At 69.5% G+C, this 14935-nt stretch carries 10 protein-coding genes; 5 read left to right on the top strand and 5 right to left on the bottom strand.

Going from position 1 to position 14935, the window contains the following annotated elements; translation table 11 throughout:
- Positions 1-76 precede the first annotated feature (76 nt).
- The 3 genes from OHA72_RS36420 to OHA72_RS36410 form a co-directional block, all read right to left on the bottom strand.
- Entirely contained in the window at positions 77-2473 is a 2397-nt protein-coding gene (locus tag OHA72_RS36420) for a glycoside hydrolase family 65 protein (RefSeq protein WP_327000593.1), read from the bottom strand.
- A gap of 154 nt (positions 2474-2627) precedes the next feature.
- Positions 2628-2927: a hypothetical protein gene (locus OHA72_RS36415; protein ID WP_327000592.1), complete on the bottom strand. Its 300-nt coding sequence runs from the start codon at positions 2925-2927 to the stop codon at positions 2628-2630.
- Entirely contained in the window at positions 2924-6550 is a 3627-nt protein-coding gene (locus OHA72_RS36410) for a hydantoinase B/oxoprolinase family protein (protein ID WP_327000591.1), read from the bottom strand. Before OHA72_RS36410 ends, OHA72_RS36415 begins: the two co-directional genes overlap by 4 nt.
- A 98-nt stretch (positions 6551-6648) precedes the next feature.
- On the opposite strand from OHA72_RS36410, the gene OHA72_RS36405 reads away from it, so the two are divergent.
- Entirely contained in the window at positions 6649-7698 is a 1050-nt protein-coding gene (locus OHA72_RS36405) for a Rossmann-fold NAD(P)-binding domain-containing protein (protein WP_327000590.1), read from the top strand.
- Here OHA72_RS36405 and OHA72_RS36400 read toward each other — a convergent pair.
- Positions 7678-8376 (bottom strand): phosphate signaling complex PhoU family protein, encoded by a 699-nt coding sequence (locus tag OHA72_RS36400; RefSeq protein ID WP_327000589.1) that lies wholly within the window; start codon positions 8374-8376, stop codon positions 7678-7680. The genes OHA72_RS36405 and OHA72_RS36400 overlap by 21 nt on opposite strands.
- A gap of 896 nt (positions 8377-9272) precedes the next feature.
- Here OHA72_RS36400 and OHA72_RS36395 point away from each other — a divergent pair.
- Positions 9273-9701: a CBS domain-containing protein gene (locus OHA72_RS36395; RefSeq protein WP_327000588.1), complete on the top strand. Its 429-nt coding sequence runs from the start codon at positions 9273-9275 to the stop codon at positions 9699-9701.
- A gap of 588 nt (positions 9702-10289) precedes the next feature.
- On the opposite strand, the gene OHA72_RS36390 is transcribed toward OHA72_RS36395, so the two are convergent.
- A complete protein-coding gene (locus OHA72_RS36390) occupies positions 10290-11126 on the bottom strand; it encodes a FadR/GntR family transcriptional regulator (RefSeq protein WP_327000587.1) in 837 nt (278 codons plus the stop codon).
- A 54-nt stretch (positions 11127-11180) separates the two neighbouring features.
- On the opposite strand from OHA72_RS36390, the gene OHA72_RS36385 reads away from it, so the two are divergent.
- From OHA72_RS36385 to OHA72_RS36375, 3 genes are all read left to right on the top strand, one after another.
- Positions 11181-12605 (top strand): FAD-binding oxidoreductase, encoded by a 1425-nt coding sequence (locus OHA72_RS36385; protein ID WP_327011738.1) that lies wholly within the window; start codon positions 11181-11183, stop codon positions 12603-12605.
- Positions 12602-13783 (top strand): (Fe-S)-binding protein, encoded by a 1182-nt coding sequence (locus OHA72_RS36380; RefSeq protein WP_327000586.1) that lies wholly within the window; start codon positions 12602-12604, stop codon positions 13781-13783. The genes OHA72_RS36385 and OHA72_RS36380 overlap by 4 nt, the downstream gene beginning before the upstream one ends.
- Before the next feature lie 260 nt (positions 13784-14043).
- Positions 14044-14922: a universal stress protein gene (locus tag OHA72_RS36375; protein ID WP_327000585.1), complete on the top strand. Its 879-nt coding sequence runs from the start codon at positions 14044-14046 to the stop codon at positions 14920-14922.
- The last annotated feature ends 13 nt before the right edge of the window (positions 14923-14935 follow it).

Raw genomic sequence — 14935 nt, 5'->3', positions numbered from 1 at the left:
TCCCACGGCTGGAGGATGTCCTGGCCACGGCACACTGCCAGATGGCTGAACTGGAGGCGGCTGACACGGTGTGCCGTCACGGTACGGGAAACTCGACCGTCTCCCCTGCGCTGAGCAGCGCGGTCTCGTCGCGGCAGTGCAGGCGGATCGGACGTTGCATGCCGGCGCCCGCGGATATCCGGACGCCTTTGCCGGTGATCCGCAACGTAAGCGGGTGCTCGCGGTAGCGCAGGTCGAACTCAAGCGTGCCGAGTTGCGGTGGCCAGTACGGGTTGAGCCGCAGGGTGTCGCCGCGGGTCTCGACGCCGCCGAAGCAGCGCTGCAGGACGTCGACCGATCCCGCCATGGCGGCCAGGTGGATCCCTTCCGGCGTGGTACCGCCTTGGATGTCGGCGACGTCGGCGTCCAGTGCTTGGATGAAGTACTCCAACGCTTGTTCCCGGTGGTTGCGGGCGAGGAGCCAGGCGTGGACGACAGCGCTGAGGGTTGACCCGTGGGAGGTGCGGGCCAGGTAGTACTCGATGTTGCGCGGGATGGTGTCAGGTTCGAGCCGGTAACCGAGCCGGTCGAACAGTTCGCCGAGTTCGTCAGCCGACAGCAGGTAGAACAGCATGAGTACGTCGGCCTGTTTGGACACCTTGTATCGGTTGGGGCTGTCGCCCTCGGACTCCAGGATGCGGTCCAGGCGACGGACGTCAGCGTAGCGGGCCCGGTAGGCCTCCCAGTCGAACTCGGCGAGTCGTTCGTAGCCTTCGAACTGGCTGATGATTCCCTCATCATGCATCGGCACGTACATCCGATGCGAGATGTCCTCCCAGCGCCGTAGCTCTTCGGGGCGCAGCCCCAGGGTCTCGGTCAGTTCGGCGCGGCGCCAGTCGGGTAGCAGGCTGAGCGCCTCCAGCGCCCGCAGCATCACCCAGACGGTCATCACATTGGTGTACGCGTTGTTGTCCACGCCTTGCTCGGGTGCCTCGGGGTAGCCGGTGTGGAACTCGTCCGGGCCGATCACGCCCGGGACCACGTACCGTCCGCGGTTGTGGTCGTAGCCGGCCAGGTCAGCGAAGAAGCGGGCGATCTCCAACAGCATCTCGGCGCCGTAATACGTGACGAACTCCCGATCGCCGGTGACCTGGTAGTACTGCCAGACGTTGTACGCCACGGCAAGCCCGATGTGCCGCTGGCGGTGGGTAGGGTCGCTGGTCCATCGGCCCGACATGGGATTCAGATGGAGATGCTGGGTCTCCTCCCGCCCGTCGCTCCCGGACTGCCAGGGGTACCCAGCCCCGATGTGGCCGGCCACGCGTGCGGCGTGCCGCGCCCAGGGCAGTCGCCGGTACCGGTAGCACAGCAGTGCCCGGGTCAGCAGCGGAACGCGCACGTTGAGGATGGGGAACACGAACAATTCGTCCCACAGCACGTGGCCGCGGTACGCCTCACCGTGCAGGCCGCGGGCCGGTACACCGACATCGAGGTCGACGCTGTGCTCCGACACCGTCTGCAACAGGTGAAACAGGTGCAGCCGCACCACGCGCAGCACACGCTCACCGCGGCCACGCAGCGAGACCCGGAACCGTTGCCACAGTTGACGCCAGGCCAGTACATGTTCGGCAAGCAGCTGGTCGAAATCCTCGACCCACCCCAGCTGCTGCACCGCCTCGACTGCCGGGTCGGCGATGGTGGCGTCCCGCGAGGTGAAGGTCGTGACCAGTTTCTCGATGGTGATCGCGTGCCCGGCCCGCACCTCCAGGCCCAGCTCGTGCCCGACCCGCCCGTCCTCCTCCACCGGCTCACGTGCCACGCCCACCCGCCGACCGCCACGCATCACCCTCGTCCGAGCCGCCTGTGCGATGCGAACATGTGACTGATTGGTCTCCACGACGAGCAGCACGGCATCCTCGCCGACCGGGTCAGCGCACACCGGCGCGAAATGGCGGCCGGCCAGGCCCCGGTACCGCGCCACCCCGCTGTTCTCCACCGTGGCGTCCAGCACCGATCTGACCCGCAGCGTCCCCGACCAGTCCTCAGGCACCAGCGTGGTCTGCAACCCGCACAGGTGCGGGTGACGCATGTGGACGAAACGCCGCTGCGTCACGCGAGTGGTGCGTCCCGCGCCGTCGCGCACGCGCAGCCGCCGGGTCAGCACCCCGCGCCGCAGGTCGAGTTCCAGGCGCTGGTCGAGCAACTCGACGCCGGCCTGTCCCAGCCACGGCCCGTCCCCGGCGCGGAACGTCAGCGGTAGCCAGTTCGGCAGGTTGACCAGACTCTCGTTCTCGATGATCTCCCCCGCCACGGTGTTCGAAAGGCGGTTGTAACAGCCGGCCGCGTAGGTGCCCGGGTAGTGCACCCCACCGGCGGTCGACTCCGGCGCCGCGCCCCGGGTGGCCATGTATCCGTTGCCCAACGTGCACAACGCCTCCCGCAGCCCTTCGACCGCCGGATCGAAGCCCTCGTAGGCCAACCGCCAAGCGTTCACGGTGCATGCACCCCCGCGATCCATCTTCCAGCAGCCGCCCCGTCCCTGCCGCGGTCCGCCAGCAGGTCCCCCGCCATGGACCGGCGACTGGACCGACGCAGCCGTCATCGCGCTAGGCAGAACACCCGGCGTACGTCGAAGACGTCGTCCGCGATCACGTCCGGCTGCCAGCCTGGCGGCGCGTGCGTATCCGAGGAGACGCCCGGGGTGAGGTGGCCGTACATCTTGTGGGGCGCGAAGACGTCTGAACCGCAGGCCCGAACGTCTCCATCGCCCAGTCGACCAGTCCGCCCCCGATGTCGAAGACGATCCCGCCGTGCGGGGTGCCGTAGGTGAACAGCTTGTCCACCAGCTCGTCGGCAGGTTCGCGGGCCTGTCCGGTGCGAGGATCGGCGCTGCGTGCCACCTTCTCGATCATGCAGCGGGCGACGAGCCCGCCGGCCGCGACGATCACGGGCTGCCGTATCCGCCGCCCCCGGGTGTCTCGATCACGAGCACGTCACCCGGCTGCACCTCGACGGAGTCGCATCCGGCGAGGTGGACGAAGCTGCCGTCGGCGCGTTCCACCCGGTTGGCTCCCAACGCGCCGGGTGAGCCGTCGGCCAGGCCGTACGGCGGCACCCGCCGGTGGCCGGACAGGGTGCTGACCGTCATCGGCTCACGGAACCGGATGCGACGCACTGCCCCGTCCCCGCCCCGCCACCGGCCGGCGCCGCCACTGCCGCGGCGGATGGCGAACTCGTCGAGCAGCACCGGGAACCGCCATTCGAGTACCTCGGGGTCGGTCAGCCGGGAGTTGGTCATGTGGGTCTGGACCACCGACGCCCCGTCGAACCCGTCGCCGGCTCCGGAGCCGGAGGCGACGGTCTCGTAGTACTGGTGCCGGGCGTTTCCGAAGCTCACGTTGTTCATCGTCCCGGACCCTTCGGCCTGGACGCCCAGCGCGGCGTACAGCGCCCCGACGATCGCCTGCGACGTCTCGACGTTGCCGGCGACCACGGCGGCGGGGTAGACCGGTGCGAGCATCGAACCTTCGGGCACCACGATGCGCAGCGGGCGTAGGCAGCCGTCGTTGAGCGGGATGTCGTCGGCGACCAGGGTCCGGAAGACGTACAGCACTGCTGCGGTGACGACGGACGAGGGCGCGTTGAAGTTCGTTTCCAGCTGTGGTGAGGTGCCGGTGAAGTCGATGGCCGCGCAGCGGTGTGCGCGGTTCACGGTGACCCGCACCGAGATCACCGCGCCGGAGTCCATCTGGTAGCGGTACTCACCGTCGGTGAGAGCATCGATGACCCGGCGTACCGCCTCTTCGGCGTTGTCTTGGACGTGCCGCATGTAGGCCTGCACGACGTCGAGGCCGAAGTGGTCGATCATCTTGCCCACCTCTTCGACCCCCATGACGTTCGCAGCGATCTGCGCGCGCAGGTCAGCCAGGTTGGTGGCCGGGTTACGGGACGGGTACGGCGCTTCGGCGAGCAGTTGCGCGGTCTCCTGCTCACGGAACCGGCCGTGCTCCACCAGCAGCCAGTTGTCGAACAGCACGCCCTCCTCGTGCACGTTGCGGCTGGTCGCGGGCATGGAGCCGGGGGTGAGCCCGCCGATCTCCGCGTGGTGGCCGCGGGACGCCACGTAGAACAGGATCTCCGTCCGCCCGGCCCCGAAGACCGGGGTGACGACGGTGACGTCGGGCAGGTGGGTGCCGCCGTGATACGGGTCGTTGATCGCGTACACGTCGCCGGGCTTCATGCCGGTGCCACGGCGGCCGATGACCTCCTTCACGCTGGCGCTCATCGAGCCGAGGTGGACCGGAATGTGCGGCGCGTTGGCGATGAGATTGCCGTCCGGGTCGAACAGCGCACACGAGAAGTCCAGCCGCTCCCGGATGTTCACCGACTGCGCGATCGACTCCAGCCGCGTGCCCATCTGCTCGGCGATCGACATGAAGAGATTGTTGAAGAGCTCCAGCAGCACGGGGTCTACCTGGGTGTCCGCCTCGGACTTCTCCGCGCGTGGCCGCAACCGGTGCATGAGCAGGTGCCCGTACGGCGTTACGTCGACCCACCAGTCATCGTCGACCACCGTGGTCGCGTTGGCCTCGGCCACGATCGCCGCGCCGCTGATCGTGTCTCCAGCGCGCAGACTTTCTCGCTCGTAGAGCGGCACCTCACGCCACGCCCCGCTGGAATACAGCCGTACTGTGCTCAGCGGCGTCGCGGCCGTGGTGGCCTCGGCATCGGCTTCTGATGTACTGGAATGCTCGCCCAGGTGGGAGAGGTCCGGCGGCTCGCTCAGCCCGACGGCCTCGACCGTGACCGCCTCCGCGATCAGCGGACGGTCCATCAGGACGGCATACATTCGTCGATAGCTGGTCTCGAACGCCGCCACCATGACGTCCAGTCCCGCCAGCTCGACCGGCACCGCTGTGTCGGTGCCGTCGAAGCGCACCTGTACACGCCGGGTTACCCGGATCCGTTCGGCCGGCACGTCCTCATCCAGCAGCTCCGCGCGTGCCGCTGCCTCCAGGGCGTCGGCGACGTCGGTCAACCGCCGCATCGCCGCGCGCTCCAGGCGTGCCTCAACCGACTGTTCGCGCATGGCGGTGACATCGGCGAGGCCGATGCCGAGCGCGGACAGCACGCCCGCCATCGGCGGCACCAACACGGTACGAATACCCAGCGAGTCGGCCACCGCGCACGCGTGTTGCCCGCCGGCACCGCCGAACGTGGTGAGCACGTACTCGGTGACATCGCGACCCTTGTGCACGGAGATTCGCTTCACCGCGTTAGCCATGTTGGCGACCGCGATCTGCAGGTAGCCTTCGGCGACCTGCTCCACACTGCGCTCGTCACCGGCCTGCTGGGCGATGCTCGCCGCCAGCTCGGCGAACCGCCGCTGGACCACGTCGGCATCCAATGGCTGGTCGCCGTCCGGGCCGAACACGCGGGGAAAGGTTCCGGGTTGGATCCGGCCGAGCATCACGTTGGCGTCGGTGACCGTGAGTGGACCGCCGTTGCGGTAGCAGGCCGGACCCGGGTCGGCTCCCGCCGAGTCCGGTCCGACCCGGTATCGGGCGCCGTCGAAGTGCAGGACGGACCCGCCTCCCGCGGCGATGGTGTGGATGTCGATCATGGGGGCACGCATCCGTACGCCGGCCACCTGGGTGTGGAACACCCGCTCGTACCCGCCCGCGTAGTGCGAGACATCGGTGGAGGTTCCGCCCATGTCGAAGCCGATCACCTGGTCGAAGCCGGCCAGCTGCGACATGCGCACCATGCCGACGATGCCGCCGGCCGGACCGGACAGGATCGCGTCCTTGCCGCGGAAATGCCCCGCCTCCGCCAGACCGCCGTTTGACTGCATGAACATCAGCCGTACGCCGTTCAGCTGCTGCGCCACGGCCTCAACGTATCGGCGCAGCACCGGCGACAGGTACGCGTCGACCACGGTGGTGTCGCCGCGCGGCACCAGCTTCATCAACGGGCTCACCTCGCTGGAGCAGGAGACCTGCTCGAAGCCGATTCGCTCCGCCAGCCTCTCGATCTGCCGCTCGTGCGCTGGGTACAGATGGCTGTGAAGCAAGACCACCGCGACCGCGCGGACACCCTCGTCGCGCGCGCGCTGCAGATCGGCGGCCGCCTGTTCGACAGATAGCGAATTGACGTTGGTGCCGTCGGCCAGCACTCGCTCATCCACCTCGATCACGCGTTCGTACAGCATCTCCGGCAGCACGATGTGTCGGTCGAAGATGCGCGGCCGGTTCTGGTAGCCGATGCGCAGCGCGTCACCGAAGCCTTTGGTGACGACCAGTGCGGTGCGCTCGCCCTTGCGTTCCAGCAGTGCGTTCGTGGCGACTGTGGTCCCCATCCGCACCGCCTCGATCTGGTCGACCGGGATCGGTGCCGTGTCGGGGATGCTGAGCAGCGCTCGGATTCCCGCGACTGCCGCATCCCCGTAGCGTGTCGGGTTGTCCGACAACAGCTTGTGTGTCAGCAGTCGGCCGCTGTCCGGTGCTCGGGCGACGATGTCGGTGAACGTGCCGCCGCGGTCGACCCAGAACTGCCAACGCCCACCTACCACCCGGATCCCCTCCTTCTGCCGTGCGTGCGCGCCTGCAGGCGGTGTAGTAGCTGCAGGCGGTGTATCCTGCTTCGTATCACCGGTGAGGTGACATTCCGATGGCCTGCCAGACAGTTGGCGTCTACAGCGAGACCGCGCCCGGCGAACGACGAGTCGCAGTCGTGCCCGGGGCCGTCCATTTGATTCTGGAACTCGGACTCGAGGTTCTGGTCGAAACTGAGGCCGGGCGCAGGGCCTACTTCCCCGACAGCGCCTACATCTGCGCTGGGGCCAGGATCGTCTCGCGTTCCGAGCTGTTCGACGCTGCCGACATGCTTATCGGCGTTCGGCCGCCGAACATCACTTCCACGCACCGATTCCGTGCCGGACAGGCGCTGACCTGCCTCCTGCAACCCTTGTACATGCCGGACGTGATCCGCCGCTGGGCCGACCAGGGCCTCACCGCGATCGCTGCCGACCTGGTTCCGCGCACCCCCGGCCGAGCCCAGCTGATGGATGCCCTCAGTTCGCAGGACCAGGTCGCCGGCTACCAGGCGATACTGACCGCCGCTGACACCTTCGGCCGCTGCCTCGCCGAACCACCTCCCGGCGGGGAAATAGGGCCGCCCCCGCAGATCCTCGTTCTCGGTCGTGGGCCGGCGGGCCGCGAGGCCGCCCTCACCGCTCGTCGGCTGGGGGCGATCGTCCGTGTCTGCGAGGCTTGTGAGGGATCGTGCCCGGACATCGCCGCTCGCGGCATCGACATCATCGTCGTCACCGCTGAGATCCCGGGTCATCGGCCGCCGGTACTGGTGCCCGCCCGGAGCGTTCGGGCCATGCGCCCGGGATCAGTCATCGTAGACACCACGGCGAGCGCGTTCGGCTGTGCTGTCGAACTCGCCGAACCGAACGCCATCAGGGTGGTGGAGCCTGGCGTCACCGTTATCGGCGACGACAACCTGGCCTCGAAAACACCCACCAGCGCCTCAGCTGCCTACGCCACGAGCATCGCGGCCCTGCTCGCACATCTCGTCCGCGGCGGCGCACTCTCGATCGACCTCACTGACCCTATCCAATCCGAAGTGGTGGTCACACATGACCGGAGCGTCTACAACCACGCGGTGTGGCAACGGATTCTCGACCAGATCTCACTGGCGGGTCTGCCCTGACACCCTTATGCCCTGGTGCTGGTCGGGATTCCCATCGGCAGCCAGCACGGCGTGCCGCGCCATCGACACCGCGTGTTCAGCGCATCGCATGTAGCACCTGCCGGCCAGGGAAGCGTCCAGCGCGGCGTCTACATCGACAGCGCCCGAGTCATTCAGCAACAGCCGGTAGAGCAGTTGTCGGAGCCGATGCATCTCGGCATAAGCCGCGCGCATCCCCGCCTCTACGTCGGCTTGCGCCGACCCTATGGCGCCGCCTGCTATGGCCATCATTTCCACGCAGACGCGACCCATGCTGCATACTGTGGCCTGCACTTCGACCGGTACCGTTGGCCTCGAAGGCCGCGACCCGGCGATCTCCACCAACTGCCGCGCGAGTTCTGCGACGCCTTCGGCATCGGCGTTGACCTGTGCGGCCACGACGATGGTCCGCACGGCGGTCGCCGGCGGCAGGACACGAGTCGCGTCGATCGCCAACGCCTGGTCCTCGACTGCCTGACGCAGTGCGTAGAGCGCCTTCTCGGCGTGCGGGAGACAGGTCCCAGCCGGAGGATCGCGGTCGCAAAGCGCCGCGGTAGCGTGCTCCAACGCAACTCGCGAGAGCTCGACCATCTCGCTGAGCCCTCCGCTCAGCCCGCCGGATTTCTGACGATACGGCACATCGGGCTCCTGCTGGATCACGTCTGCTGGATGATGTCGACGCCAGGATCGCTACGCCGCGCCAATACCGGCTCGCCAACGCCAGCCGCGCAATGAGCACCTCGTCGGCACGGTGTCGTTCCCGGACGGGTCCGTGATGGCTGGTCGGGGCATGCCGCTTGCCTCAGCGCGATCTTACCCGCAGCGTCGAGCACCAAGGGCCGGAATGCTAAATACCCCGTCAGGGCCAGATCCGCGTATGCGGCGGTGCCTGCGTCCTCTTCGCCGCGCTGCGGGCGAACGGTCGGACCATCGTCGGTCCGACGGTGCGGGGGCACGCGATCGTGCTGACCGAACTCGGCAGCGCGCTGGGCGATCCTGTCGGCGGCTGCTCCCTGCCAGCACTGGGCCGGCGGGCACGGCCAGCCCGGCCTGGTACCGTCCGCGAGCCCGTGTGCACCAGGCTCACCGCGGCAGCACCGCCCCCTCGTTACGGGCGACCTGGCACGCGGCGTGGACGGTCGCCCCCGTTGCCATCCCTCATGGACGATGACGACGCGTCGGCCCGCCAACGGGATCGCCGGACGTCCGGCCCGGCGCTGAAGAACCGCAAATACCGGCTGTACGGCAACAGCCGCTGGTGCAGGGCCAGCAGTGCCCCCGAGTCCTCTGGCCGGACCGGTCGGATCCGTACGATCCTGCCGTCCATGGTCAGGAAGTCGGCGGCGTTCATCGCAGTTCCGCATCGAACACGAAGCGCCGTCCGCCTGGCGCGCCGTCGCCTGCGGCACCCTGCTGTCCGATGGCGGGCAGATATGCCCCGGCGTCGCGTTACCGCGCGAAAGGCTGGGGCATACCCGCCTGTGTTGAATGCCATCCCCGTTCGACGGCTGGACAGCGCGGCGGTCGCAGGACCGCCGGACACAGAGGGGGCCGAGATGACCAACGCGCGAGACATCATGCACCAAGGCGCGGAGTGCATCGAGGAAAACCAGACGCTTGCCGACGCGTCGCGCAAGATGCGCGATCTGCACGTCGGCGCGCTGCCGATCTGCGGAGAAAACGACAGACTGCACGGCATCATCACCGACCGCGACATCGTGGTGAAGTGCATCGCCGACGGCCGCGACCCACAGACAGTCACCGCACGCGAACTGGCCCAGGGCACACCGATCTGCGTCGGCGCCGAAGCGGACACCCGCGACGTGCTCCGCCTGATGAAAGAGCGCACCATCCGCCGGCTGCCGGTGCTGGACAACCACCGCCTCGTCGGCATGATCAGCGAAGCCGACCTCGCCACCCACCTGACCGAGCGGGAAGTCAGCCAGTTCGCCTCGACGATCTACTCAGCACAACCGACCAGTTGAGTGCCGATACCGGCTGTGCCAGGTCGCGCCTTGCGCCACATGGCCTTGTGACAGGTCGCCGCGACACGGTGAGCAGGCGTCGGGAGACGCAGGGTGACCACGCCGGCCAAGGCGCGTCCGCCGTGGACTTCGCGGTCGAGTTGGCCCTTGAGGTTGTTGAAGCACCTCGACGCCCGCCTGTCCCAGCCACGGCCCCTCCCCCGGCGCGGAGCGTCAGCGGTAGTCAGTTCGGCAGGTTGACCAGACTCTCGTTCTCGATGATCTCCCCCGCCACGGTGTCCGAAAGGCGGTTGTAACAGCCGGCCGCGTAGGTGCCCGGCGCGATCCATCTTCCAGCAGTCGCCCCGTCCCTGCCGCGGTCCGCCAGCAAGGCCCCCCGCCCATGGACCCTGTCCGCCGGGGAAAGCGTGGTGGCGGTGGGCCTTACGGCCCTGCGGTCCGCACCGGGCGGCATGAGTCCCACCGACCGGCATCGATCACGGCGTCGTACTGCTCGGCACCTGCCGGATCCGGCTGCATGCGACCTGGATGCCTGCGTCAGCCGGGATGCTGTCGGGTAGGCGGGGAATTTGGCGCCCCGGTCACGGATCAGGTACCTGGTGCGGCAGCCCCGGGCGGGCGCAGACCGTCGTAAAAGCCGTCGATGTGCGCCTCGACTCGGTCTGCCGCGAGGTCCCCGTCGCCGGCGAGGATCGCCGCGTGGATCCCGTGGTGTTCGGCAGCCAGCCGCGCGGCCGTCGCCGGGAAGTCCTGCAGCGCCTGGAGAGCGTGCAAGAGTGTCGGGCGCATCGCGACCCGTAGCGCCGTGGTCAGCTCGGCCACCAGCACATTACCGCTGGCGCGGGCGATGGCCAGGTGGAAGGCGGTGTCCCGGTCGTTGAACTCGGCCACGCTGATTGCCGGGTCGTCCATCGCCGCGAGGTGCCCGGCCATCGTCTCGTGATCGGCCGGGCCGGCGTGACCAGCGGCCAGCCGGGTGGATTCACGCTCCAAGGCCACCCGGGCACGTACCACGTCGGCGGTATCGATGCTGGCGAGCATGACGTGCAGGGAGATGAGGTGGGTGAGGGCGTCACCGGGAACGGCGGAGAGGAGGGTACCGGCGTCGGGGCCGGAACCGGTGCCCTGCACGACGGTGCCCATCGCCTCCAGGACGCGGATCGCCTCGCGGACGGCAGGCCGGCTGACGCCGAGGCTTGTAGCCAGGTCCCGTTCCGCTGGTAGCCGGTCGCCGACCTTGAGCTGGCCGCTCGCGATCTGCTCCTCGATCTGCTCCAGCACCACCTCGTGGATGCGGCGCCGCCCGACGCGGGCGTCGCCCTCATCAGCCTGCTGCGGCCGGATATCCGCCACGGTGCCGCTCCTGCCTGTCATCGGATGGTTGTCATCGCGTTTCGGGCAGCCTATCGTGTGGTCAGTCCACATGTGGTCTGACCACAGAGCCGCGGACGGGAAGTACAGACGGGAAGTGCTGCCGTGATGCTGAGCCGGAACCAGCCGGACACCCGCGACGACCGCTTCGGCGCCGTCGACGCGGCCGTGCTGCGCGAGCTGCGTTCGATCGTGGGTACCGGCCACCTGCTCACCGAGCCCGGCGATGTCGAGCCGTACGCCCGGGATGCCACGCCGCTGTACCGGGCCAGGCCGGACGCCGTCGTGGCCCCGTCCACAGTGGATGAGGTGGCAGCTGTGCTCCGCCTGGCCAGCCGGCACCGGATCCCGGTCACACCTCGGGGGGCTGGCTCGAACCTCGCTGCGGCAACGGTTCCCGAGCACGGCGGGATCGTGCTGTCGATGACGCGGATGAACCGGCTGATCGAGGTGAGTACGGCGGAGCTGCTCGCGGTGGTGGAGCCGGGCGTGACCACCGCCGCGCTGGCGGGCGCCGCGGCGCGGGTCGGGCTGCTCTACCCGCCGGATCCGGGCAGCCGCACCGTCTCCACGGTCGGCGGGAACGTGGCTACCTGCGCCGGCGGGCTGCGCGGACTGAAGTACGGGGTCACCCGCAACTACGTGCTGGGGTTGCAGGCGGTACTGCCCACGGGGGAAGTGATCCGCACCGGCGGGCGGCTGTGGAAGGACGTCGCGGGGTACGACATCACGCGGCTGTTGACCGGCTCGGAGGGTACCCTCGCGGTGCTCACCGAGGTCACCGTCGGGCTGCTGCCGATGCCAGCCACCTCGCGCACCGGTGTCGCCTGCTTCGACTCGCTGTCCGACGCGGGTGAGGCGGTGACCCGGATCCTCTCCGACGGTATCCTCCCCGCGACCCTGGAGTTCCTGGACCGGCGCTGTGTCAATGCCGTCGAGGACTACGCGCACCTCGGCCTCGACCGCGATGCGGGAGCGCTCCTGCTGTTCGGTGACGACGGTGACGAGGAGACCGTGGCGGCGAACCTGCGCCGGATGAGTGAGGCGTGCCGCGACCGCGGGGCGCGGAGCGTCGAGCTGGCCGCCGACATCGCCGAGTCCGAGGAACTGCTGGCCGCTCGGCGCTGCGCCCTGCCGGCACTTGCCCGACTGGCCCCGATCACCATGCTGGAGGACATCACCGTACCCCGGCCGCAGCTGCCCGCCATGGTCGGCGCGATCGACGAGATCGCCGAGCGCCACAACGTCGTCTGCGCCACCTTCGGACACGCCGGTGACGGCAACCTGCACCCGACGATCGTGTTCGACCCGGCCGACGAGGCCGCCCGGGAGCGGGCCGAGAAGGCGTTCGACGAGATCTTCCGTACCGCCCTGGAGCTGCGCGGCACCATCACCGGTGAGCACGGGGTGGGGGCCGCAAAGCGGGCCTGGCTCGCTGCGCGGCTGGGCGAGGACCAGATGGCGCTGCTGCGCCGGCTCAAGTCCGCGTTCGACCCGGCCGGCATCCTCAACCCCGGAAAGCTCGGCTCATGAGCGACGTAGCCGGATCCCAGCCTCCCGCCGCCAGCGCTGGCCACCCCACGGACAGCCGCCCGGACGGAGCGCCCGCGAAGGGGACGATCTTCGACCCCGCAACGCTTTCGTCCTGCATTTCGTGCGGCTTCTGCCTGCCGGCCTGCCCCACCTACGCACTGACCCAGGACGAGCGATCCAGCCCGCGCGGGCGGATCACGCTCATGCGGGCGCTGCAGGACGGCCGGCTTGAACCCGACGATCCGACCCTACGTGAGCAGTCGTCGTTCTGCCTGGGCTGCCGGGCCTGCGAGCCGGTCTGCCCAGCCGGGGTGCGCTACGGCGAACTGCTTGAGCAGTGGCGCGACCACCAGTGGCGGGGCCGGTGGGTACCGCCGAAGGTGTGGGCGCTACGGATCGGGCTGCGGCTGGGTCCGCTCCTTGCGCTTGGCGGCTGGCTGCGCCGCGCCGCACGGACCCCACGCAACACCGGCGGGGACGGGCCTCAGTTGATGCTGGGGTGTGCCGAGCGCGTGCTGTTCCCGCGCGTCTCCCGGGCTGTCCAGCGGCTGGTGCCCGGGGTGCGGATACCCGCGAAGCAGGGCTGCTGCGGCGCGCTGCATGCCCACAACGGGGCGAGCGCGGAAGGCACCCGGCTGGCTCGGGAGCTGGGTCGGGCCATGCCCGGCACCATTCTGACCACCTCCGGCGGCTGCGCCGCGCACCTGGTGCAGGTGCTGGGCCGCGAACGGATCCGGGAGCTGTCGGAGTTCCTCGACGACACCACCGGTTTCGGGCCGGTGACCGTGGACGGCCGGCCGGCCCGGGTGGCCGTGCAGGACTCCTGCCACCTGCGCAACGGGCTCGGTACCTGGCGGGAGCCGCGGCGCCTCGTCGCGGCCGTGGCAGAGCTGGTGGAGCTGCCCTCCGCGGGTACCTGCTGCGGCGCCGCCGGGACGTACTCGCTGCTGCGCCCGAAGGACTCTGCGGCGGTACTCGATCCGAAGCTCGACGAGATCGACGCCGCCCGTGTCGACTACCTCGTCGTGGTCAACCCGGGCTGCCAGCGGCAGCTCATCAGCGGACTGCGCCGGCGCCGGTCGGCCACCCGCGTCCTGCACCTGGCCGAACTGCTCGCCATCGCGAGACCACCGGCCCGGCAGGCACTATCCGCACCAACAGCACCACCCGCCATGTGACCTCACACCCGACCCGTCAGGAGAAGATCATGGATCCGGCCAAGACCGCAGTAGTTCGCCGAGCACGCCGCATGCCCGGTGGCCATCGTCCCGGAAGCGGCGGGCACTCCCGCGTAACGTCCGCCACCGCAGCATGGCTCTGGTAACCGCAGCCACGGTCCGGTCATCGCCACCGAACTGGCCACGTGCGGCAAGGCGTACCCACATCGGCACCGGGTAGCTCGGCGGGACACGGGATCCGCGCGGCAAGGGGGTCTACGGTGCACAACGATCGGACCATCGTGGTCGGTGTGGACGGCTCACGGGCGAGCCTCGAAGCTGTGGCGTGGGCGGCCACCGACGCCCTGCAGCGCCGGTGCCGGCTTGAGGTCGTGCACGCGTTCGTCCGGCCGACCGTGTATGCACCGGTGCCGGGCCCGGTGCCGTCGCCGTATGACGAGCGCGTGCGCGAAGTGGCCGAGCAGGCACTCACCAAGGCCGCAGACCACGCCCGAGCGGTCGCGCCGGGGCTCGCCGTACACACGGACCTGCAGCTGCAACAGCCGGCGGCGGCACTCGTCGCCGCCTCCCGGCAGGCCGCGACGGTTGTCGTCGGCAATCGTGGCCGCGGCGGCTTCACCGGTCTGCTGCTCGGCTCTGTCGGTGCTGCGCTCGCCGCACACGCGGCATGCCCGACCGTCATCGTCCGCCACGAGGCCCGGCTGGCAGGCCCCGAAGCGGGCCGAGTCGTCGTCGGTGTCGACGGATCACACGACGCTGAACAGGCCCTGCAGTTCGCCTTCGAGCAGGCGTCGTACCGCACCGTCGGACTGACCGCGGTCCACGCATATCAGTGGCCGACGTCCACCGGGCCCGGTGACATGCTGCCGCTGGTCTACGACCCCGACGATCTGCGGGAGGACGAGCGGCGGGCGCTGGCCGAATCGATGGCCGGGTGGGCCGGGAAGTACCCCGACGTCGACGTGCGGCACTCGCTCGTCCAGGGCCGGCCCGCCGCGGTCCTGACGGAACTGTCCGCGGGTGCGGAGCTGCTCGTTGTCGGCTCCCGCGGCCGTGGCGGCTTCACCGGTCTGCTGCTGGGTTCGGTGAGCCAGGCGGCCATCCGCCACGCCGCCTGCCCGGTGGTCGTGGTCCGGTAGCGAGGAGGGGGCG

The sequence above is a fragment of the Dactylosporangium sp. NBC_01737 genome (assembly GCF_035963215.1).
GTDB lineage: Bacteria > Actinomycetota > Actinomycetes > Mycobacteriales > Micromonosporaceae > Dactylosporangium.
Note: the sequence above shows the minus strand (reverse complement) of the source record. Positions and strands in the feature narration are given on the sequence as shown.

Coding starts and splice junctions, on each gene's coding strand:
- OHA72_RS36405 (WP_327000590.1), top strand. CDS start 6,649: ATGGCCTGCCAGACAGTTGGCGTCTACAGCGAGACCGCGCCCGGCGAA.
- OHA72_RS36395 (WP_327000588.1), top strand. CDS start 9,273: ATGACCAACGCGCGAGACATCATGCACCAAGGCGCGGAGTGCATCGAG.
- OHA72_RS36390 (WP_327000587.1), bottom strand. CDS start 11,126: ATGTGGACTGACCACACGATAGGCTGCCCGAAACGCGATGACAACCAT.
- OHA72_RS36385 (WP_327011738.1), top strand. CDS start 11,181: ATGCTGAGCCGGAACCAGCCGGACACCCGCGACGACCGCTTCGGCGCC.
- OHA72_RS36380 (WP_327000586.1), top strand. CDS start 12,602: ATGAGCGACGTAGCCGGATCCCAGCCTCCCGCCGCCAGCGCTGGCCAC.